Source organism: Flavobacterium sp., assembly GCF_046296355.1.
Lineage (GTDB): Bacteria > Bacteroidota > Bacteroidia > Flavobacteriales > Flavobacteriaceae > Flavobacterium.
Genome location: NZ_JBKBLM010000003.1, coordinates 87,967 through 110,485 on the forward strand (window position 1 = coordinate 87,967; position 22,519 = coordinate 110,485).

The following is a 22,519-nucleotide window of genomic DNA, read 5'->3' on the forward strand; positions in this document are numbered from 1 at the left end:
ATCACTCAAAAGATTGCAAGGTCACCAATTTAGAATAAGTTCCGTTTTTGGCCAAAAGTACGTCATGTGTGCCTTGCTCTACAATTTTACCTTTGTGCATTACCACAATCATATCGGCTTTTTGAATAGTCGAAAGACGATGCGCAATCACTACCGAAGTTCGGTTTTGCATCATGTTTTCCAAGGCTTGTTGTACCAATCTTTCGCTTTCGGTATCCAAAGCCGAAGTCGCTTCGTCCAAAATCATAATCGGTGGATTTTTCAAAACCGCACGTGCAATAGACAAACGTTGCTTTTGTCCGCCCGAAAGTTTGTTGCCACTATCGCCAATATTGGTTTCAATACCATTGGGCAAATCTTTTACAAACTCATAAGCATTGGCAATTTTCAAGGCTTCAATGATTTCTTCATTGGTAGCGTTTAATTTTCCCAAACGGATGTTGGCTTTAATCGTATCGTTGAATAGTATAGAATCTTGTGTAACCAATCCCATTAATCCGCGAAGTGAATGTAAATCCATGTCTTTTATGTCGACGTTGTCAATAGTGATTTTGCCTTCGTTTACGTCATAAAAACGCGTTAGTAAATTGGCAATCGTACTTTTTCCTGAACCGGATTGACCAACTAGAGCAACGGTTTTTCCTTTTGGAACATTAAGAGAAAAATTCTTTAATACGTTTTCGTCTTCGTATCTGAAATTGATGTTCTCTAAAGTGATGCCATTTTCAAAAGTGGTTTTATGAACAGCGTCTTTTTTACTTTGAATAGGATTTTCTTGTTCCAATATTTCTAAAATTCTTTCGGCTGCGGCTTCACCTTTTTTGACACCGTAACTGGCTTTTGAAATCGCTTTCGCCGGAGTCAAAATATTATAAGCCAGTCCCATATAACCAATAAATTTGGCGCCCGAAAGTGTGCCTTCTACTAAAACCATACTTCCGCCATAGACCAAAAGGACAGCAATAATAAGGATGCCCAAGAATTCACTCAAAGGTGAAGAAAGGTTTTGACGGTGTAGAATTTTATTGTTTAAATGAAAAAATCGTTCAGTAGAATTGGTGAATTTACCTTGAAATACTTTTTCGCTATTGAATCCTTTAATGACCTTCAATCCGCCTAAAGTTTCTTCTATAATGGATAAAAAATAACCTTGTTCAATCGCTGCTCTGTCTGATTTTTTCTTTAGAGATTTCCCGACTTTAGAAATAATAAAACCCGATATCGGAATAAAAATGAATACAAAAAGCGTTAGTTTGACACTAATGAAAAACATGGCGCCGATAGTAAATAAGATGGTCAAAGGTTCGCGCACAATCAATTCTAAAACGGACAAAAAAGAATGCTGAATTTCCAAAACATCCGAAGTCATCCTTGAAATCACATCGCCTTTTCTTTTTTCCGAAAAATAGGAGATAGGCAATTCCACAGTTTTTTTATACATCGCATTTCTAATATCTCTAAGTACACCATTTCTAAGGAAAGTAATGAAATACATTGCCCAATAATTACACATGTTTTTTAGTAAAAACAGCGTAATGATTAAAGTAATCATGATTAATAAAGTGTATTGCGGACCTTGGGTTTCGTTGAAATGCGTGATATAATATCCCATAAAATTTTCCACATAATCTCCAAAATGTTCGATGCCTTCAAAAACCGGTTTAGCCTTAATTTTATTGTCTTCTTTAAAAAGTACGGATAGCATCGGAATTAATGCCACAAAGGAAACAGCACTAAACAAAGCATAGAAAACATTAAAAAAAATGTTTAAGTAAACATACTTTTTATACGGACGAATAAAGGGAAATATCTTTTTGATGCTACTCATTAGTTCAACTGCATTTCAGAAATGATAGTGGTGATTTTTTGGTCTAAATAAGCTTCAGCTACCGGAATTTCTTCCAGGTTTTCGATTGCGGTATTGACACTGAAATAGAACTTGATTTTCGGTTCTGTTCCGCTCGGACGCGCACAAATTTTCGAACCGTCTTCCAAATAATAAATCAACACATCCGATTTTGGAATAGACAAACTTTCCGTTTCTCCGGACAATAAATTTTTCGCGGTCGAATTTTGATAATCTTCCACCATAATCACACGTTGTCCGTTGATTTCAGCCACAGGATTGTCGCGCATGTCAATCATCATTTGTTTGATTTCATTCGCGCCTTCAATTCCTTTTTTCGTAATCGAAATCAGGTATTCTTTGTAGAAACCATAATCGACATACATTTGCTGTAAATATTGGTAAACTGAACTGTTGTTTTCTTTGGCTTGTGCTGCAATTTCACACATTAGTAAAATAGCGCCCACAGCATCTTTATCACGAACGGCATCGCCAACCATATAACCAAAACTTTCTTCACCACCGCCAATAAATTGCAACTCAGGGAAATCTTTGATAAACTTGGCAATCCATTTAAAACCGGTTAATCCCACTTTGCATTCCACACCATAAGCCGAAGCCAATTCCAACATCATAGGCGTTGAAACTATCGTCGAACCTATGAATTGTTTGCCATTAAGTCTGTTCGCTTTTTTCCATTGTTCCAATAAATAATTGGTCATCACAACCATCGTTTGATTTCCGTTGAGGAGGATCATTTTATTATTGTTATCTCTAACGGCAACTCCTAAACGGTCGCTGTCAGGATCGGTTCCAAAAATGATATCGGCATGAAGTTTTTCTGCTAAAGCCAAAGCCATCGTCAAGGCTTCCGGTTCTTCCGGATTCGGAGAAACTACCGTTGGGAAATCACCATTCGGTTCGGCTTGTTCGGGAACGATATTCACATCAGTATAACCGGCTTTTGCCAAAACACTTGGTACCGATTTGATGGAAGTTCCGTGAAGTGAAGTATAAACGATTTTTAAATTGGCTTTTGCATTTGCAGAAGTATTAAAACTTGCATTAGCCACAGTTGAATCTACAAAAGCATTGTCAATTTCGGTGTCGATGTATTCGATTAAACTATTGTTGGCTTCGAATTTGATTTCGCTGTATTTTAAGTCTTCAATGACTTGAATAATTTCTTCATCTTGCGGCGGAACCAATTGCCCACCATCTTGCCAATACACTTTGTAGCCGTTGTATTCAGGCGGATTGTGAGAAGCGGTTAGTACAATTCCGGCATGACATTTTAAATGTTTTAGGGCAAAGGACAATTCCGGCGTAGGTCTCATTTCCGAAAACAAATACACTTTGATGCCGTTCGCCGAGAAAACATCGGCAACCACTTTACCTAAAGTATCACTATTGTGTCGACAATCATAAGCAATCACAACTTTCAATGCTTCACCCGGAAAGGATTTTTTTAGATAATCCGAAATGCCTTGGGTGTTTTTACCCAAAGTATATTTGTTGATGCGATTGGTGCCAACGCCCATAATGCCTCGCATTCCACCGGTTCCGAATTCTAAGTTTTTATAAAAACTCTCCTCCAAATTTTTGGGAGAAGTCGTCATCATTTCTTTGATTTGGTTTTGGGTGTCAACGTCAAAAGTTGGGGTCAACCATTCGTTTACTTTGTCTAAAATAGCTTGTTCGATATGCATGGTAATTATTTTATTGTTGAAATGAAATCTTATAGATTCACTTCGCTTGAAATTTTATAACGCTCTTCATTATTCTTAGTTCGAAGAATAATTTCGCCCAAAAATCCGGCTAAGAACAATTGGGAACCAATAATCATTGAGGTTAAAGCAATATAGAAAAGAGGATTTTGAGCTACCAAAATAGTAGGTTCATGAAATACAAACAGTTTCATCAGTTTAATGCCTATGATTAAAAACGTAGAAATAAAACCAATGATAAACATAATAACACCAAGCGCTCCGAATAAATGCATTGGACGTTTTCCATATTTAGAAAGGAACCAAATCGTAATCAAATCGAGGAAACCATTAATAAATCGGCTCATACCAAATTTGGATTCGCCATATTTTCGAGCTTGGTGAATCACTACTTTTTCGCCTATTTTCCCGAAACCGGCATTTTTGGCCAAAACCGGAATATAGCGGTGCATTTCTCCTGAAACTTCTATGTTTTTAATGACAACGCTTTTATAGGCTTTCAAACCACAATTAAAGTCATTTAAATAAACGCCGGAAGTTTTTCTCGCCGCCCAATTGAATAATTTGGAAGGTAAATTTTTAGATACTACTGAATCATAACGTTTCTTTTTCCAACCCGAAACCAAGTCGAAGTTTTGATTTGTCACCATATCATATAAACCCGGAATTTCATCCGGACTGTCTTGTAAATCGGCATCCATCGTTATTACGACATCGCCTTGAGCTTTGGCAAAACCGGCATGTAACGCTTGTGATTTTCCAAAATTTCTCAGAAAGCGAATGCCTTTTACATTAGGGTTTTCTTTGGAAAGATTTTCAATTATTCCCCAAGAGTCATCCGTACTTCCGTCATCGATGAAAATAACTTCATAGGAATAGCTGTGGGTTGTCATGACTTTGACAATCCATTGGTGCAATTCGGGTAAAGATTCCTGTTCGTTAAGAAGCGGAATTATTATGGATAGATTCATCTATAATCCTTGATTCGATTTTGATTTGAAAATGGCAGCTAAAATAAGGCCAAAAATTGCTTGGAATACTAAAACGATTGCTAATCCGAAAAGTATGTTTCCAATAGAATAATTGTCAGTCTCAGCCATTTTTTGCATGGTTTCATTAATGGCAGCGGCCGGAGTTCCAAATTTTTCCAGCATGTCAGATGTATATTTCATCGTGATTTCCTTGATGGTTTCTTTAGCTTGAACATCAATGAAATTAAATAAAATATAATTGTAAAGCTGAGAGATGAATGAACCAATTAAAGCGGCAATAAAATATACGGTGAAACCTTCTTTGAAGGTCATAGTTCCCATTTGTTTTTTGGTTTTAGAAACTAAGACAACTCCAATAGTTATAGCTATAGCGAAAGAAACTAATCCAATCCACCAACTAGTGAATAGTTGTAAGTCAGTCACATAAATTGCAGTTGTAAAAAGAACCGAAAAAAGTCCTAGGATTATTCCATAGGTTACGCCGTTTTTCTTAATAATTTCATTCATGGTTTTTAGGTTTTAATTAATTAACAAATATAGTAATTCCGCAATTACTTCCCAGTAAGTTTAAAACAATTAAAAAAAGTTACACTTCGCTTTGATTTTTATAAAAAAGTTGTATTTTTGCACTCTCAATTTAAAAAAGAAATTAATAAAAGTTGTAGCCAGTTTACACCTTTCAAAGTGAAAGCTTCAAAACGAACTACCTCAAAACAATAAAAAGATTTATCATGAAAAAAGGAATCCACCCGGAAAATTACAGATTAGTTGCTTTTAAAGACATGTCAAACGAAGATGTTTTTATCACTAAATCAACAGTAGAAACTAAAGAAACTATCACGCACGAAGGTGTTGAATACCCAGTTTTCAAAATGGAGATCTCTAGAACTTCTCACCCTTTTTACACCGGTAAATCTAAACTTATCGATACTGCAGGACGTATTGATAAATTCAAAACTAAATACGCGAAACACGCAAAATAGTAGTTTCAGAGTTCAAATTTTATTAAGACCATTCACGAAAGTGAGTGGTTTTTTTATTGAATAAACTTTGACCCGAGGCTTTGCCGAACGGATTTTTTTTATAAACTTTGGACTCACAACTGATAACAAACAAAATGAACTATATACTTTTCGACGGAACCGTTCGCAATGCTTTACTCCCGTTTACCTTCACACGTCCGGTTGCTGATATTCGTGTCGGTATTCTAACCATACGTGAAAAATGGGAGAAACATTTGGGTTATACCACGACAACTTTAACCGAAGAATACCTTTCTGAAAAGTTTCCAATGGTAGAAATGGAAGAGAATGTAATGATTAACGCATCTTTTTTGCCCAATGATGTTTTGGCAGAAACGATTAAGAGTTTGGAAAAAAACCAAGCCATTTTTCAAGGCGAAGAAGTAGTCGCTTTTTTTACCAATGATACGCAAGAAGAAGTCGATTTTGATTCGTATGAAATTATTGAATACAACGAAGAAGGTTTAAAAATTGAACATACTTGGGATATTTTTGCCAAAAATGACGCCGCCATTCGAGAAGATTTCGAATTAATCACCGAAGGCAGACATTCCCAACCGATTCCAAAAAGTGTCAATGTAATTTCACCAGAAAATATTTTTATTGAAGAAGGCGCAAAGCTGGAATTCGTGACTCTAAATGCTTCAACCGGTCCAATTTATATCGGAAAAAATGCAGAAATCATGGAGGGTTCAGTCATTCGCGGCCCATTTGCCTTGTGCGAATCGGGTAGGGTGAAACTGGCTTCCAAAGTTTATGGCGCGACAACCGTTGGACCACATTCTGTCATTGGTGGCGAGGTGAGTAATTCGGTTTTGATGGGTTATTCTAATAAAGGTCACGACGGGTTTTTAGGCAATGCTGTTTTGGGTGAATGGTGTAATATCGGTGCCGACAGTAACAATTCGAATTTAAAAAATAACTACGAAGAAGTGCGTTTGTGGAGTTATGAAACGGAAGGTTTTGCCCGAACCGGTTTGCAGTTTTGTGGCTTAATGATGGGCGATCACAGCAAATGTGGTATCAATACCATGTTTAATACCGGAACCGTTGTTGGTGTTTCGGCAAATATTTTCGGCTCAGGTTTTCCACGCAATTTTGTGCCGAGTTTTTCTTGGGGTGGTGCATCAGGATTCACGACTTATTTGACTTCCAAAGCTTTTCAAACTGCTAAAATAGTGATGGCAAGAAGACAAGTAGAATTCACTGAAGAAGATGCTAAGATTTTGGAACACGTTTTTGAAGAAACTAAGAAATACAGAAAAGAGTAAATTGCTCAATTTCAAGAGATAGCCATAATTGTGAATGTAGTTATGGCTTTTTTATTTCCATTTATTCTCCTTAAATTTGCCCACTCATTTTTTTGACAACGATTTCATCAATTGAGACAGCTTATGGAAAACAGAAAAAAAGTCGCCTTTTATACTCTAGGGTGCAAATTGAATTTCTCCGAAACGTCTACCATCGCGAGAAACTTCCAGGATGAAGGTTTTGACCGCGTCGATTTTGAAGAAGTAGCCGATATTTATGTCATAAATACTTGTTCGGTTACCGAAAATGCCGATAAACAATTCAAACAAGTAGTAAAAAAAGCCATGAAGCTCAACGATAAAGCGTTCGTTGCAGCGGTTGGTTGTTATGCCCAATTAAAACCGGAAGAATTAGCTGCCGTTGATGGTGTTGATTTGGTTTTGGGCGCGACAGAAAAATTCAAAATCACCGATTACATCAATGATTTGTCCAAAAATGATATGGGCGAAGTGCATTCGTGCGAAATTGAAGAAGCCGATTTTTACGTCGGCAGTTATTCCATAGGTGATAGAACGCGTGCATTCTTAAAGGTGCAAGACGGTTGCGATTATAAATGTACATATTGCACGATTCCTTTAGCTCGCGGCATTTCTCGTAGCGATGCGTTAGAAAATGTTTTGAAAAACGCCTTCGAGATTTCGCAACAAGGCATCAAAGAAATCGTTTTGACCGGTGTGAACATTGGTGATTATGGCAAAGGAGAATTCGGTAACAAAAAACACGAGCATACATTTTTAGATTTGGTAAAAGCTTTAGACGAAGTAGAAGGCATCGAAAGATTGCGTATTTCTTCCATCGAACCGAATCTGTTGAAAAATGAAACTATCGAGTTTGTGTCGAAAAGCCGCACTTTTGTACCACATTTCCATATTCCATTACAATCCGGAAGCAATGATATTTTAAAGAAAATGAAACGCCGTTATTTGCGCGATGTCTATACTGAAAGAGTAGCCAAAATCCGTGAAGTGATGCCACATGCTTGTATTGGTGTTGACGTAATCGTTGGTTTTCCGGGCGAAACCGATGAACATTTCTTGGAAACTTATAATTTCTTAAACGAATTGGATATTTCTTATTTACACGTATTCACCTATTCCGAAAGAGACAATACTGAAGCGGCCGAAATGGATGGCGTTGTGCCTGCCAATGTGCGTTCTAAAAGAAGTAAAATGCTTCGAGGTTTGTCTGTGAAAAAGCGCCGTGCTTTTTATGAAAGCCAAATCGGAACCAACAGAACGGTTTTATTCGAAAGCGAAAACAAAGAAGGTTACATCCACGGTTTCACCGAAAATTACGTCAAAGTAAAAACCCCTTGGAATCCTGAATTAGTGAATACTTTGCATGAAATCAATTTGTCTCGAATTGATGAAGACGGAAGTGTAAGAATGGAGTTTTTGAATGTAGAAGCTTAATATTTATAATGAAATCTGATTTTAGTGATTCTAAAAACAGAAATCCCGTATAGCTCAATGAATTCAAATTTGTTTCTTCCCGTTTGTTCAAACCCAATGATTCTATCGGCTGAAATTTCGTAATACATATTGCTGCCTTCCATCATTAGTTTTTCGCCGTTTTTTCGGTAAGCAGATCGAATCAATTCAAACTCGGATAAATTCCATGTCGTTAAATTTGCATCAAGATTTTCCATGTCAGTACACAAACCTTCGGTAATCTCCGTTTTAGAACCGTAGTATTTATCGATATTTTCGAAGAAAGCAATGATCTGTTGTTGGAAGTCTTTAGTGTTCATTCGTTAAATATAAATAAAATCCATAAAAAAAGTCGTCCTGATTTCTCAAGACGACTTTTTATTTTTAAGTTGTGCTCTGTTAGATTTTGATTCCCGGCGGCAATAAATCTCTGTAGGTTGTATTTTTTCTAAAGAAAAGCGCGATTTTGGGTAAAATCGGAACCACTTTTAGTTTGCGTTCATAAGCAATTTCCATGATGTTTTTTAGCAATTCACTAATAAACTCCTCATCATTAAAGCCCTCAAAAGTATTAATTCTCGTCAGGAATATTTTCTTTTCTTGAAAGGAATATTCAACAGAAATTAATTTGCCATCCACCAAAGTTTCAAACTGTCGAGCAAAGGTGTTGTCTTTAATTTCCATTTTTTCTGAAATTAATGTTGTGTTCATAATCAAGTGAAATAAAAGGATTATTTTTATGCAAATTTACTAATAATTAACGAGCTTACAGTTAAATAATGTCTAAAATCCATGTTTACTTCATGCCGGGTATGGCAGCCAGTCCGACGATTTTTGAAAGAATCCAATTGCCCGAAGATATTTTTGAAATGCATTTGCTCGAATGGGAGATTCCAAATGTCGGAGAAAGTCTAGTTGCTTATGCTGAAAGAATTGCTGAAAAAGTGACTTACAAGAACCCAATCTTGATTGGTGTTTCCTTTGGAGGCGTTTTAGTGCAAGAGATGAAGCAATTTCTCAATCCGAAGAAAGTCATCATTATTTCGAGTGTAAAATCGAATACAGAATTCCCAAGGCGATTTAAAGTCGCCAAAACGACCAAAGCTTACAAGCTTATTCCTACCACATTATTTGAAAATATCGAAATGTTGGTCAAGTTTTCCTTTGGTTCTTCAATAGTCAAACAAAGATTAGCGCTGTATGAAAAGTTTTTGGCTGTTCGCGACAAACGTTATTTAGATTGGGCGATAGAACAAATCATCAATTGGAACCGTATAGAAATCGACGAAGAAATCATCCATATTCATGGCGACGCCGACGAGGTTTTCCCACCTAAAAACATCAAAAATTTCATCCCTGTTAAAGGCGGTACACATATTATGATTCTCAGTAAATACCGTTGGCTCAATGATAATTTGCCTAAAATTTTGATAGAAGAAAAGGCCTAACGGTGCAATTTTTGTAGCTTTACAATATAAAGTTGTAGTTTTACAACATTAAAAAGAGTGAATATGAAAACGAATAAAGCCCTGTTATCCGTAGTAACTATTGTTTTGCTTTCCGGAATTCTGGTTTTTGGAATTTCCGGCGACAATAAAGATAAGCTGGTTCACGAAGGTACAGCCATGTATTTTCCTGAGGAAGTTGACTTTGCCGGTGAAAAAGCACCACTCCAAATTACAGACGTTCGCGAACGTTTGGACAGAGAATTACTCATCAATGCTAATCTTGACGCTACAACAGCGTTAATCATAAAAAGAGCCAACCGTGCTTTTCCAATCATTGAACCCATTTTAGCAAAATATGGTGTTCCAGATGATTTCAAGTATTTAGCCGTAATTGAAAGTGGTTTGGTCAATGCTGTTTCTTCGGCCGGAGCACGTGGTGTTTGGCAATTCATGCCCGAAACCGCCAAAGAAAAAGGAATGGAAGTCAACGATATAGTAGACGAAAGATACCATTTAGAAAAATCAACTGAAGCCGCTTGTCGTTATTTATTGGTTGCCAAAGATAAATTTGGTTCCTGGACATTAGCCGCAGCATCATACAACGGCGGAATGAGCGGCATTACCAAAAAAATTGACGAACAAAAAGTCAGTAACTATTATGACTTGGCTTTAACCGAAGAAACTTCTCGTTATGTTTTTAGAATCTTGGCCTTAAAAGAAATCATGAAACAACCCGCAAAATACGGTTTCAGTATTTTCTCAAGCGATTTGTACGCGCCAATTCCAACCAAAAAGATTGAAGTAGATAGCAGTATTACCGATTTGACAGGTTTTGCAAAATCTCAAGGCATAAACTATAAGATTTTAAAAATTCACAATCCGTGGTTGAGAGATAAGAAGCTGGTCAATCCAACCAAGAAAAGATACGAAATTGAAATTCCGTTAGCGGGATATTAAAGGAGTGATCAGTGATCAGTTGGCAGTAATCAGATAAAAAAAACGTCCTGAGATTTTCAGGACGTTTTTTTATGTTAAAATGTAACTGCTTACTGAACACTGTAAACTGAACACTAGATTTTCTTCATCTGCTCTTTCATCATCTTAATCTGATCATTCAGCATATTTTGTTTGTCGAGCTTTTTCGCTTCGTTTAATAAAGCCGTGGCTTCCATTTTACGTCTTCTGGACATGGCGATTCCGGCTAAGTTTAATTTGGCCACCGCCAAATCCATATCCATGCTCAATCCTAATTCAATCGCTTTTTTGAAGAATTTTTCTGATTGGTGCAAATTGGTCTGCGACGTCATCAATCCGTGCAAATAATTGTAATAACCTTGTTGTTTTCTTACCAAAGCCGTTTCCGGGTTTTTGATTTTGTCTAGCCAAACTTTCGCGCCGGCAAAATCCTGCTTTCTCAATTTCAAGAAAGCCAATAAGATAAACTCGTTTTTGTAATATAAAAAGATAGGAATTGCGGTCAATAAAATCAAGAAAATACCGTTACCGATATTCCCTTCCGTAAATTGCCAAATTCCCGCTGCGACCATCAAAGCCGCTATAATTAACTTAATAAATCTGTGAAACATAATTATAATTTTTTTGTGGTTGCAAAGGTAGTAAAATGAATTAAAAATATTTTTAAAAAACTACTTGCCAGAAAAAAAAAGGTTTGTATATTTGCACTCGGTTTTAAAACAGCCGTATACCATAGAAATTAATACAAGATTTTAAAGATACACAGCAATGAGCAAAAGAACGTTTCAACCATCGAAAAGAAAAAGAAGAAATAAACACGGATTTATGGACAGAATGGCTTCTGCAAATGGAAGAAAAGTCCTTGCGCGTCGTAGAGCAAAAGGAAGACATAAGTTGACTGTATCTTCTGAACCAAGACACAAAAAATAATGATTAGCTACTAATCAATATCAAGCCGTTACTTTTATTAGTAGCGGCTTTTTTTTAAACCTGTTCATAAATATTGATAATTTTTAGGAGCTATTTCCCGCTTTCCACTCCAATCTTTTTAATTTTAAAGCAAAATCAAAAAGGATTTCCGTTGCAATCGGGGCTATGGTTTCACTGAAACAACAACATACAACTTATAACATACAACTTACATTTGATATTAAGAGGAGAATGTCCGGTGGACATTCGGAAAAAGAATAATACGAGAACAACTAAATAAAATACAACTAACTACAATGCCTAAAGACAACTCCATCAAATCGGTTTTAATTATTGGTTCAGGACCAATCGTAATCGGACAAGCCTGCGAATTTGATTACGCCGGTTCTCAATCTGCTCGTTCATTAAGAGAAGAAGGAATCGAAGTCATCCTAATCAATTCCAATCCGGCCACGATTATGACAGATCCAAGTATGGCCGATCATGTTTACTTATTGCCTTTAACCACCAAATCGATTATCCAAATTCTAAAAGAACATCCGCAAATCGATGCTGTTTTACCAACAATGGGTGGACAAACCGCTTTGAATCTTTGTTTAGAAGCTGATGAAAAAGGCATTTGGCAAGATTTCGGAGTAAGATTAATCGGGGTTGATATTAATGCTATCAACATCACAGAAGACCGTGAGCAATTCAAACAACTTTTAAAGAAAATAAATGTGCCTTCTGCACCGGCAGAAATATGTACTTCGTTTCTAAGAGGAAAAGAAATTGCTCAGGAATTTGGTTTTCCGTTGGTAATCAGACCATCGTTTACCCTTGGCGGAACCGGAGCAGCAATAGTGTACAAAAAAGAAGATTTTGCAGATAAACTCACCTATGGTTTAGAAATGTCACCTATTCACGAAGTCTTGATTGATAAGGCATTGATGGGTTGGAAAGAATATGAATTAGAATTATTACGCGATCAAAATGACAACGTAGTTATCATCTGTTCTATCGAAAATATGGACCCAATGGGAATCCATACCGGAGATTCAATCACGGTTGCGCCGGCTATGACTTTATCCGATACGACCTTCCAAAAAATGCGTGATTATGCCATTTTAATGATGCGCTCTATCGGAAATTTTGCTGGAGGTTGTAATGTGCAATTCGCCGTTTCCCCTGACGAAAAAGAAGATATCGTAGCGATTGAAATCAATCCGCGTGTATCACGTTCGTCAGCCTTAGCGTCAAAAGCAACCGGTTATCCGATTGCGAAGATTGCCACCAAATTGGCTTTAGGCTACAACCTAAACGAATTGCAAAACCAAATCACCAAATCGACTTCGGCACTTTTCGAACCAACCTTAGATTACGTAATCGTAAAAATCCCGCGTTGGAATTTTGATAAGTTCGAAGGTTCAGACCGAACTTTAGGATTGCAAATGAAATCGGTTGGAGAAGTGATGGGCATCGGACGTTCGTTCCAAGAAGCGTTGCACAAAGCGACTCAGTCGTTAGAGATTAAGCGAAACGGAATCGGAGCAGACGGAAAAGGTTATAAAAATTACGAGCAAATTATCGAGAAACTGACTTTCGCAAGTTGGGACAGAGTTTTCGTGATTTATGATGCGATTGCTATGGGAATTCCATTGAGCAGAATCCACGAAATCACTAAAATCGACATGTGGTTCTTGAAACAGTACGAAGAGTTATACTTATTAGAAAGAGAAATCTCCAATTACAAAGTAGAGACTTTACCAAAAGAATTATTACTCGAAGCAAAACAAAAAGGCTACGGTGACCGCCAAATCGCCCACATGATGGGTTGTTTAGAAAGTCAAGTTTATAAGCTGCGCGACGAAATGAATGTCAAAAGAGTTTACAAATTGGTAGACACTTGTGCCGCTGAATTTAAAGCTTTGACACCATACTATTATTCAACCTTCGAAGCCGAAATTCAAACGACAACCGGAGAAAGATATGTTCACAACGAAAGCATTGTCACTCCGAAAAAGAAAGTGGTGGTTTTAGGTTCTGGACCAAATAGAATCGGGCAAGGAATTGAGTTTGATTACTCTTGTGTGCACGGTGTTTTAGCTGCTAAAGAATGTGGTTACGAAACCATTATGATCAACTGTAATCCGGAAACAGTTTCCACCGATTTTGATACGGCAGACAAATTGTACTTCGAGCCGGTATTTTGGGAACACATTTACGACATCATTCGACACGAAAATCCGGAAGGCGTAATTGTACAGTTAGGTGGACAAACCGCCTTAAAACTGGCTGAAAAATTAGACCGTTACGGTATTAAAATATTAGGAACATCTTTCGATGCTTTGGATTTAGCCGAAGACAGAGGCCGTTTCTCCGACTTGTTGACCGAATTAAAAATTCCATTCCCACAATTCGGAATAGCCGAAAATGCAGACCAAGCCTCAGCTTTAGCGGATGTATTGGATTTCCCATTGTTGGTTCGTCCTTCATATGTATTAGGCGGACAAGGCATGAAAATCGTAATCAACAAACAAGAATTAGAAGAGCACGTAATCGATTTATTGAAAAATATTCCGGGCAACAAATTGCTTTTAGACCATTATTTAGACGGCGCCATCGAAGCCGAAGCGGATGCGATTTGCGATGGAGAAAATGTTTACATCATCGGAATCATGGAACATATCGAACCTTGTGGCGTGCACTCGGGCGATTCGAATGCGACTTTGCCACCGTTTAACTTGGGCGAATTTGTAATGCAACAAATCAAAGACCATACAAAGAAAATTGCTTTAGCCTTGAGAACGGTTGGTTTAATCAACATCCAATTTGCCATCAAAGACGATATCGTTTACATCATTGAAGCCAATCCGAGAGCGTCGCGCACTGTTCCTTTCATCGCGAAAGCTTATGGTGAACCTTATGTGAATTATGCCACGAAAGTAATGTTGGGCGTGAACAAAGTAACCGATTTTACGTTCAATCCAAAACTGAAAGGTTATGCGATTAAGCAACCTGTATTCTCTTTCAGCAAATTCCCGAATGTAAACAAAGCACTCGGGCCGGAAATGAAATCCACCGGAGAAAGCATCTTGTTTATTGATGACTTGAAAGATGATCAATTCTACGAATTGTACTCGAGAAGAAAAATGTACTTAAGTAAATAGTATTAAGACGAAAGTGTTAAGATGAAACCGTTACAACTTGTAGCGGTTTTATTTTTTACTTTCTTCTTCCAAATCACTCAAATGCAAACGCAAAGCCGTTACCGAAATACTAATTTCCCAAAATGAAATCGCCAACGAAGTCAATAAACACAATAAACTCGCCGCAAAAAGATAAATCCCGGCAGTTTGCCATTCTACAAACAAACACAACATCGCAAACACAGAAAGAAATAGACACAACACGCCAAAAAGTTGCATGTAACGAATCAAAGATAGCCTTAAGTTAAGATTTCGAATTTGCATTAAAATGCTTTTGGTATGTGATTCGTCATAGTGCTTTTTCAAACTGCGGACAATTTGCGCAATGGTCAAAAACCTATTGGTATAAGCCAGCAAAATCAAAGAGGTTGCAGAAAATAATAAGGCCGGAGTTTCTATGTTGAGTGTCATGATAAGTGCAAAGTTTGATTTAAGAAGTACGAAGTACGGGAAATATATCCAATAAAAAAACCTGCAAGCTTTCACTCACAGGTTTTTTAACTATTGCCTTTTGGCTAATGCCTAATTACTTAATCAACTCAAAACTTCTCTTTACAAAAGCCGTCAATTCTTCGCCCTTTAATAAACCTTGAGAAATCTTGGCCAAATCTAAAGCTTGTTTTACCAAACTTTCCTGAGCCGATTTGTCGGAAGTGTTTAAAATAGTTGTGGCCAAATCTGAGTTGGTGTTTACTACCAAATTATACATTTCCGGGAAATTCCCCATGCCAAACATACCGCCGCCACCGGATTGACTCATTTCTTTCATTCTTCGCATGAACTCGGGTTGGGTGATGATAAATGGAGCTGCAGTGCTTTCCATTGGCTCCAATTGAACCGAATAGTTGGCTTTTGGTACAATTTCTTCCACAACCGTTTTCAATTGGGTTGATTCTTCTTCTGAAAGTTTAGAAATTTGCGTGTCTTCTTTTTGAATCAATTTGTCGATGTGATCAGAATCTACTCGAACAAAAGTTACATTTTCATTATCGCTTTCTAATTTCTGAATCAAATGCGAAACGATTGGCGAATCTAACAAGATTACTTCATAACCTTTTTCTTTGGCGATTTCAATATAGCTGTGTTGGGCATCTTTATTTGATGTATATAAGACAACCAATTTGCCGTTTTTATCGGTATGGTTCGCTGAAATGGCTTCTTTCAATTCGGCCAAAGTGTAATATTTGTTATCTACTGTTGGATACAAAACAAAATCACCGGCTTTTTCGTAGAATTTTGGTTCCGATAACATACCGTATTCCAAAACGATTTTGATGTCATTCCATTTTTGCTCGAAATCTTCGCGGTTTTCATTGAATAACAATTTCAATTTATCAGCGACTTTACGCGTGATATAATTCGAAATTTTCTTCACATTACCATCGGCTTGCAAATAAGAACGCGATACGTTCAACGGAATATCCGGAGAATCGATTACCCCTTTTAGCATGCCTAAAAACTCTGGAACGATTCCTTCAACGTTGTCTGTTACATAAACCTGATTTTGGTACAATTGGATTTTGTCTTTTTGCAACTGCAAGTCGGCTGACATTTTTGGGAAATACAAAATTCCGGTCAAATTGAAAGGATAATCCACATTCAAATGAATATTGAACAAAGGTTCCTCAAATTGCATCGGATACAATTCGCGGTAGAAATTTTTATAATCTTCCTCAGTCAAATCCACCGGTTGTTTGGTCCACGCCGGATTTGGGTTGTTGATGATGTTGTCCACTTCCACTTCAGTGAAAATATTGTCTTTATCTTCTTCTGCAACAGATTCTCCTTTTTTCTGCTCAATTTTTTCAGTTCTTGTACCAAATTTAATCGGCACAGGCATGAACTTATTATATTTAGTCAACAACTCGTTGATTTTATACTCTTCCAAAAATTCTAAAGAATCTTCAGCGATGTGTAAGATGATTTCGGTTCCTCTGTCGGTTTTGTCATGCGGTTCCAAAGTAAATTCGGGACTGCCATCACAAGTCCAATGCGCTGCCGGTTCGTCTTTGTATGATTTGGTGATGATTTCCACTTTTTCGGCTACCATAAAAGCAGAATAAAAACCTAAACCAAAGTGACCAATGATACCTGAATCTTTGGCAGAGTCTTTATATTTTTCTAAAAACTCTTCAGCACCTGAAAACGCCACTTGGTTGATGTATTTTTCCACTTCTTCGGCTGTCATTCCTAACCCTTGGTCAATGAGGTGTAATTTTTTGCCTTCTTTGTCAATTTTAACTTCAATAATTGGGTTGCCGTATTCTACTTTGGCTTCACCAATACTGGTTAAATGTTTTAGTTTTAAGGTAGCATCCGTAGCATTGGAGACTAATTCACGCAAGAAAATTTCGTGGTCGCTGTATAAAAACTTCTTGATTAGCGGAAAGATGTTTTCTACTGATACATTAATTTTTCCTGTTGTCATATTTCGATTTATTTAATTAAACAATTTGAATTCAATTAGTCAAAACTAATACCAATTATACCGTTTATGACAAATTGACGTAGTAACAATTCTACAATCATTTAGTGAAATTATGTAAAGGGAAAAATCAAAAAGGGACGTATATTTGTCTATATTAATTCATAATTTTAAAATAAGGATGAAAAAAATTATTTTTCTAGGTTTAGTTTCCATTTTGATTTTTTCTTGTAAATCAAAGAATTCTGCCACAAGCACTAAAATAGATTCGAAATCTCAAACGGCAATTAAAGGCGAATGGGTCATTTCTTCGGTTAATTATCCGGGTTCTGAGGTAATTAAAGTAACTTCATTTGACTTAGCGGATTCTAAATGTTTTATTGGAAGCAAATGGAAATTTGTTTCTATGAGTAACAAAGGAAATATGGCTTTGAACAGTCCGAGTTGCACAACCTATTCTACACCGATTTCTTGGTTTATCAACAAAGAAGGCGAGTTTGTACTAAAAATTTTAGATGAAGCGAAAGCCAAAACAGTAAAATCGGGCTACGTTTTGAAAGTAGCCAACCAAACGGATAAATCGTTTCAGTTGATTGACAAAATCAATGTTGGCGGTACTTTAACCGATGTAGTATATCAATTTCAAAAAATAAATTAATAAGACATGAGAAAATATAACGCACTATTATTAGGAAGTTTAATGATGGTTTCAATGTTGTTTACCAGTTGTGAAGCCGTAAAAAATACAAGTAGCCAACAACGTGGCGTTGCCATTGGAGCCGTTGGTGGAGCCGTTATCGGTGGGATTTTAGGAAACAATATTGGTAAAGGTGGAAATGGTGCTCTTGGAGCAGTTTTAGGCGGAGTTATTGGTGGAGTTGCCGGTGGTGTTATCGGAACTAAAATGGACAAACAGGCCAGAGAAATAGAAACGGCATTGCCGGGTGCTCAGGTTGAAAGAGTTGGGGAAGGAATCAAATTGACTTTAGGTGAAAATGCGGTTCGTTTTGATACCAATAAATCAACTTTGACTTCAACCGCAAAAGCCAATTTAGATAAATTGGTTCCCGTATTTAATCAGTATCCGGATACTAATATCCAAATCTACGGTTATACAGACAGTACAGGAACTCCGGAATATAACTTGACTTTATCTGATCAAAGAGCAGCTTCAGTGAAAGCTTATTTGTCGAGCAAAGGATTGTCGTCTTCCAGATTTGTTACCACAGGTTTAGGGATTGCTGATCCTATTGCTACTAATGATACTCCGGAAGGCAGAAGTCAAAACCGCCGTGTAGAATTTGCCATTACAGCCAATGAAAAAATGGTTCAAGATGCTCAAAAAGAGGCCGGAAAATAGTTCCAGGTCAATTTAGATAAAATAAAAAAGCTGTTTCTTTCGAGACAGCTTTTTTTATTTTATTTTTTTTCTAAAGCTTCCAATCGTTTTAAGATTTCTTGATTGTCTTTGAGAAGTTTTTCGTTTGTTTTCATAAGTTGCTCAATAAGCAGTTGTTGTTCTTGGATTGCTTTGATAATGAAAGGTGAAAATTTAGAATAATCAATTGACTTATAGCCTTCAGCATCTGTATGAACAACCTCGGGAACAAGTTTTTCCACTTCTTGAGCAATAAATCCAACTTGTCTTTCATGCGTTTTATCTCCACCAAAAGCAATTGATTTTATTTTTTCAGCAGTTAATTCTTCTTCTGTTTTAAAATAATAATTGACAGGTTGTAATTTGCTTAAAATGTCTAAGCTTGGTGAAATGGGACTTATCTCTTTTTTGTACCTCAAATCAGATGACGCCGTAAATGTAACAGCATTAACCGTATTACTGAAGTAATTATTTGTAACGGATGCATTTCCAAATTTCATAGTATTGCTTACGGTACATAAAGCGCCATTCCCAATGGCTGTACCATTTGTTAATCCTGATGAAATATCTGATTGATAACCAATACAAGTGTTATTTGTTCCGGCACCAATGTTATATCCGGCAGCATATCCTATGCCTATGTTAAAACTTCCCGTAGAACCAAACAAAGCATTTCTGCCCACAGCGGTTGATTGTTGACCGGTAGAATTATTATTCAAAGCTCCCGAACCAATTGCGGTATTGTCAATTCCTGTTGAAGTGCCTTGAGCCGCATTGTAACCTATGGCTACACTATTACTGTTTGTAGTAGCTGAACCAAAAGCATTTACACCCACTGCAACACATTGTGCAGTGTTATTGCCACCCAAATTATCCATGGCACCAAATCCAATCGCAACGTTATTAGAAGACGATGCATTGGTACTGTTAGTAAGAGCATTCACTCCGATAGCAGTATTGTGGGTAGAGCCATTATTTGATGCTGCCAGTAATCCAAATGAAGTGTTGGTAGTTCCTATTTTGCCGGCTGCTGTATTGTTTCTTCTGAAGGCAACATCAACGTTTGTTAAAGCTGCTGTTCCAATAAAATTGGTGCCATCAACAATGCCGGTGTTTCCTGTTATCAGCCAAGAATTGGCTGTTGTTGTAGCCAAACGTACCCAAGGACCTGTATCGGCACTCAAGTAATAAAATCCGGGAGTGACATCGCCTGTAGTGGCGGTATTATAAACAAGTTCTGAAGCTTTACCGGTTAGAATAGGAAGTACTGTTGATGTGTTAGTTAATGCTACTCTGGGAATCAATAATCCATTATTGGTTGATGTTATGTCAAGGGCACTATATGGATTTGTAGTTCCTATGCCCACTTGAGCCGTCATATCATTCGAAACAATCAAAATGAAGAATATTATTAAAATAGAAATCGATTTTTTCATGTACATAGATAATAATAGTTAACCATTAAAGATATTCTATAAAATGACAACTAAAATTATGTAATGTATAAATTAACCATACATTTTTAGTTAATTTTTTATTTATTGAAAATATCACGCAATCTATTGTATTATTTGGGGTCTTAACTTTTTTGCATCACTGTTTTTTTAAAAGAATATTTTACATGTTGAGTTAATGTAAAGGTAGTTACTTGGAATAATGTTTGATTTTTATAGAGCTTAGAGCAGAATGATCATGTAATCAAACGTTTAATTATCGCAAAGCGTTCTTTTTTCATTTTTTTTGAACAACATTTAACAAAACTTTTTGTTTAGTTATTTTACAGAATGATTAAACAGTTGTAAATTTACATACCATTTAAAATTAATAGTATGGCCACAACAAAAAACGCAAGAGCAAAGAAAAACACAATCAATGACGATCACATAATTGAATCGTACATGAATGATGTTTTGGAAGATAATCAAGAACCTAAAAATGTATTTGTATTTTGTAAGAAGCACAAGATTGAGGAAAGTGATTTCTATTCTTTTTTTGCTTCAATCGATTCAATAAAACAAGCCATTTGGGTTAAGTTTTTTGAAAATGCTGTGGCATCCATTGAAAAAGAGGCAGCTTTTGAAACCTATTCGGATAAAAATAAATTATTGACGCTGTATTTCACTTTGTTTGAAATACTAACGTTAAACCGAAGCTATATTTTGTTTTCGCTAAAAGAAAATAAGGAAGGATTAAAAAATCTGAAAAATTTAAAAGAGTTCAGAAACCGATTTAAACAATATATCGTAGATGTAATTAAGTCAAAACCTTCAGAGCCATTTGGGAAAGTGGCGAAAGTAACAGAACCCGTTTTCTCTGAAGGTGCTTGGCTTCAGTTCTTATTCTTATTGAAATTTTGGATGGACGATACCTCCAAAGGATTCGAAAAAACCGACGTATTTATTGAGAAGTCCGTAAATACAGTAGTAGATTTATTAGACACTAAACCGTTGGAAAGTCTGTTTGATTTAGGCAAATTCCTTTGGAAAGAAAAAATGCAATAAATGAAAACATTAGATAAAATTCCAACCGGAAAAATAGAACGAGCCAGTCAATTAGTAAAAACCGGAATCAAAGTAGGAGGAAATTATGTAGCCTATTATGGCGAAAAAATGGTGAATCCAACCTTAAACCGTGATAAATTAAACGAAAGCAATGCCGAAGACATTTATGACGGATTAAAAAACTTAAAAGGAAGTGCTTTGAAAGTCGCCCAAATGTTGAGCATGGACAAAAGCATTATGCCACAAGCATATGTCGATAAGTTTTCGCTGTCTCAATTTTCGGTTCCGCCTTTGTCAGCACCTTTGGTTAGAAAAACATTCAAAAAATATTTAGGGAAATACCCTGAAGAACTATACGATTCTTTCACTCCGGATGCTATGAATGCGGCGAGTATCGGTCAGGTACACAAAGCAACAAAAGAAGGAAAAAAGCTTGCTGTGAAAATCCAATATCCCGGAGTGGCGGAAAGTATAAGTTCTGATTTAGCCTTGGTGAAACCATTTGCCGTCAGAATGTTTAATATTAAAGGGAAAGATTCTGATAAATATTTTCAGGAAGTTGAGAACAAATTACTAGAGGAAACCGATTACATCTTAGAACTTAAACAAAGTCTCGAAGTATCTGATTGGTGCAAGAATATTGATAATTTACGTTTTCCGAAATATTATCCTGAGTTTTCGTCGGAGAAGATTTTAACGATGGAATGGATTGACGGCGAACATTTATCAGAGTTTACCGCTCACAATGAAGATAGAACCAAAGGTGACAAAATAGGACAGGCGTTATGGGATTTTTATATGTATCAAATTCATTATTTAAAACAAGTCCACGCCGATCCGCATCCGGGCAACTTTTTAATAGATGCAGAAGGAAAATTAGTAGCGATAGATTTTGGTTGTATCAAGCATGTACCGGAAGAGTTTTATGTGCCGTATTTTGAATTGGCCAAACCGGAAATCATTGGCAACCCAAAATTGTTCAACGAAAAATTATATGAGTTAGAAATTTTGCGTCATGATGACAGTCCAAAAGAAATTGAATATTTCACTAAAATATTCCACGACTTGCTGAGTTTGTTTACCAGACCGTTTCATGGAGATTATTTTGACTTTTCAGATGAAGATTTCTTTGGCAAAATTGCCCAAATGGGAGAAGAGTTTTCCAAAGATACCCAACTCAGAAAAATGAACGGGAATAGAGGTTCAAAGCATTTTTTATACATCAACCGAACGTTTTTCGGACTTTATAATTTGTTGCACGATTTAAAAGCACGAATTGACACCAAGTCATTTGAAAAATATATACCGAATTAAAGATTGTTTATTTATTGGTTAGGTTGGTAAGA

The 22,519-nt window shown here is 36.5% G+C and carries 21 protein-coding genes; 11 read left to right on the forward strand and 10 right to left on the reverse strand.

Annotation, left to right across the window (positions count from 1 at the left end):
- Position 1 precedes the first annotated feature (1 nt).
- From ACK4HO_RS03180 to ACK4HO_RS03195, 4 genes are read right to left on the reverse strand one after another with little or no spacing between them, the layout of a single operon-like run.
- The gene (locus ACK4HO_RS03180; RefSeq protein WP_409662449.1) at positions 2-1,828 is read right to left on the reverse strand and encodes an ABC transporter ATP-binding protein; all 1,827 of its coding nucleotides are present in this window, start codon (positions 1,826-1,828) and stop codon (positions 2-4) included.
- Positions 1,828-3,555 (reverse strand): phospho-sugar mutase, encoded by a 1,728-nt coding sequence (locus ACK4HO_RS03185; protein ID WP_409662452.1) that lies wholly within the window; start codon positions 3,553-3,555, stop codon positions 1,828-1,830. Before ACK4HO_RS03185 ends, ACK4HO_RS03180 begins: the two co-directional genes overlap by 1 nt.
- Before the next feature lie 29 nt (positions 3,556-3,584).
- On the reverse strand, positions 3,585-4,544 hold the full coding sequence (locus ACK4HO_RS03190; protein WP_409662455.1) for a glycosyltransferase family 2 protein: 960 nt from the start codon (positions 4,542-4,544) through the stop codon (positions 3,585-3,587).
- Entirely contained in the window at positions 4,545-5,072 is a 528-nt protein-coding gene (locus ACK4HO_RS03195) for a DUF4199 domain-containing protein (RefSeq protein ID WP_409662458.1), read from the reverse strand.
- A gap of 224 nt (positions 5,073-5,296) precedes the next feature.
- On the opposite strand from ACK4HO_RS03195, the gene ACK4HO_RS03200 reads away from it, so the two are divergent.
- The 3 genes from ACK4HO_RS03200 (at position 5,297) to mtaB (ending at position 8,310) form a co-directional block, all read left to right on the forward strand.
- Entirely contained in the window at positions 5,297-5,548 is a 252-nt protein-coding gene (locus ACK4HO_RS03200; RefSeq protein WP_121314882.1) for a type B 50S ribosomal protein L31, read from the forward strand.
- A 134-nt stretch (positions 5,549-5,682) separates the two neighbouring features.
- On the forward strand, positions 5,683-6,858 hold the full coding sequence (locus tag ACK4HO_RS03205; RefSeq protein WP_409662462.1) for a GlmU family protein: 1,176 nt from the start codon (positions 5,683-5,685) through the stop codon (positions 6,856-6,858).
- A 123-nt stretch (positions 6,859-6,981) separates the two neighbouring features.
- Complete coding sequence (gene mtaB / locus ACK4HO_RS03210; RefSeq protein ID WP_409662465.1) at positions 6,982-8,310, forward strand: tRNA (N(6)-L-threonylcarbamoyladenosine(37)-C(2))-methylthiotransferase MtaB; 1,329 nt, start codon at positions 6,982-6,984, stop codon at positions 8,308-8,310.
- On the opposite strand, the gene ACK4HO_RS03215 is transcribed toward mtaB, so the two are convergent.
- Positions 8,307-8,648 carry a hypothetical protein gene (locus ACK4HO_RS03215; protein WP_409662468.1) on the reverse strand — a complete coding sequence of 114 codons (342 nt, stop codon included), beginning with the start codon at positions 8,646-8,648 and terminating at the stop codon, positions 8,307-8,309. The two genes, mtaB and ACK4HO_RS03215, sit on opposite strands and share 4 nt — an antisense overlap.
- A gap of 79 nt (positions 8,649-8,727) precedes the next feature.
- Positions 8,728-9,039 (reverse strand): GNAT family N-acetyltransferase, encoded by a 312-nt coding sequence (locus tag ACK4HO_RS03220; protein ID WP_409662471.1) that lies wholly within the window; start codon positions 9,037-9,039, stop codon positions 8,728-8,730.
- Positions 9,040-9,107: 68 nt separating this feature from the next.
- On the opposite strand from ACK4HO_RS03220, the gene ACK4HO_RS03225 reads away from it, so the two are divergent.
- Both ACK4HO_RS03225 and ACK4HO_RS03230 read left to right on the forward strand, forming a co-directional pair.
- The gene (locus ACK4HO_RS03225) at positions 9,108-9,776 is read left to right on the forward strand and encodes an alpha/beta hydrolase (protein WP_409662474.1); all 669 of its coding nucleotides are present in this window, start codon (positions 9,108-9,110) and stop codon (positions 9,774-9,776) included.
- Between the two features lie 63 nt (positions 9,777-9,839).
- Positions 9,840-10,733 carry a lytic transglycosylase domain-containing protein gene (locus ACK4HO_RS03230; RefSeq protein WP_409662477.1) on the forward strand — a complete coding sequence of 298 codons (894 nt, stop codon included), beginning with the start codon at positions 9,840-9,842 and terminating at the stop codon, positions 10,731-10,733.
- A 113-nt stretch (positions 10,734-10,846) separates the two neighbouring features.
- On the opposite strand, the gene ACK4HO_RS03235 is transcribed toward ACK4HO_RS03230, so the two are convergent.
- On the reverse strand, positions 10,847-11,362 hold the full coding sequence (locus ACK4HO_RS03235) for a DUF2892 domain-containing protein (protein WP_409662480.1): 516 nt from the start codon (positions 11,360-11,362) through the stop codon (positions 10,847-10,849).
- 157 nt (positions 11,363-11,519) lie between these two features.
- Between ACK4HO_RS03235 and rpmH the strand changes: the two genes are divergently transcribed.
- A complete protein-coding gene (rpmH, locus tag ACK4HO_RS03240) occupies positions 11,520-11,681 on the forward strand; it encodes a 50S ribosomal protein L34 (protein ID WP_008464848.1) in 162 nt (53 codons plus the stop codon).
- A 296-nt stretch (positions 11,682-11,977) separates the two neighbouring features.
- Positions 11,978-14,830: a carbamoyl-phosphate synthase large subunit gene (gene carB, locus ACK4HO_RS03245; protein ID WP_409662483.1), complete on the forward strand. Its 2,853-nt coding sequence runs from the start codon at positions 11,978-11,980 to the stop codon at positions 14,828-14,830.
- A 48-nt stretch (positions 14,831-14,878) separates the two neighbouring features.
- Here carB and ACK4HO_RS03250 read toward each other — a convergent pair whose 3' ends face one another.
- Both ACK4HO_RS03250 and htpG read right to left on the reverse strand, forming a co-directional pair.
- The gene (locus tag ACK4HO_RS03250) at positions 14,879-15,280 is read right to left on the reverse strand and encodes a DUF2721 domain-containing protein (protein WP_409662486.1); all 402 of its coding nucleotides are present in this window, start codon (positions 15,278-15,280) and stop codon (positions 14,879-14,881) included.
- 115 nt (positions 15,281-15,395) lie between these two features.
- Positions 15,396-17,297 (reverse strand): molecular chaperone HtpG, encoded by a 1,902-nt coding sequence (htpG, locus tag ACK4HO_RS03255; RefSeq protein ID WP_409662488.1) that lies wholly within the window; start codon positions 17,295-17,297, stop codon positions 15,396-15,398.
- Positions 17,298-17,475: 178 nt separating this feature from the next.
- Between htpG and ACK4HO_RS03260 the strand changes: the two genes are divergently transcribed.
- Both ACK4HO_RS03260 and ACK4HO_RS03265 read left to right on the forward strand, forming a co-directional pair.
- The gene (locus tag ACK4HO_RS03260; protein WP_409662491.1) at positions 17,476-17,952 is read left to right on the forward strand and encodes a hypothetical protein; all 477 of its coding nucleotides are present in this window, start codon (positions 17,476-17,478) and stop codon (positions 17,950-17,952) included.
- 6 nt (positions 17,953-17,958) lie between these two features.
- Positions 17,959-18,654 carry an OmpA family protein gene (locus tag ACK4HO_RS03265; RefSeq protein WP_409662494.1) on the forward strand — a complete coding sequence of 232 codons (696 nt, stop codon included), beginning with the start codon at positions 17,959-17,961 and terminating at the stop codon, positions 18,652-18,654.
- Positions 18,655-18,713: 59 nt separating this feature from the next.
- Here ACK4HO_RS03265 and ACK4HO_RS03270 read toward each other — a convergent pair whose 3' ends face one another.
- On the reverse strand, positions 18,714-20,114 hold the full coding sequence (locus ACK4HO_RS03270; RefSeq protein WP_409662497.1) for a tail fiber domain-containing protein: 1,401 nt from the start codon (positions 20,112-20,114) through the stop codon (positions 18,714-18,716).
- A 387-nt stretch (positions 20,115-20,501) separates the two neighbouring features.
- Here ACK4HO_RS03270 and ACK4HO_RS03275 point away from each other — a divergent pair, with 387 nt between their 5' ends.
- Together ACK4HO_RS03275 and ACK4HO_RS03280 are read left to right on the forward strand one after the other, a co-directional pair.
- Positions 20,502-21,173, forward strand: a complete 672-nt coding sequence (locus tag ACK4HO_RS03275) for a TetR family transcriptional regulator C-terminal domain-containing protein (RefSeq protein ID WP_409662500.1) — start codon at positions 20,502-20,504, stop codon at positions 21,171-21,173.
- Entirely contained in the window at positions 21,174-22,487 is a 1,314-nt protein-coding gene (locus ACK4HO_RS03280) for an ABC1 kinase family protein (protein WP_409662502.1), read from the forward strand.
- Positions 22,488-22,519 lie beyond the last annotated feature (32 nt).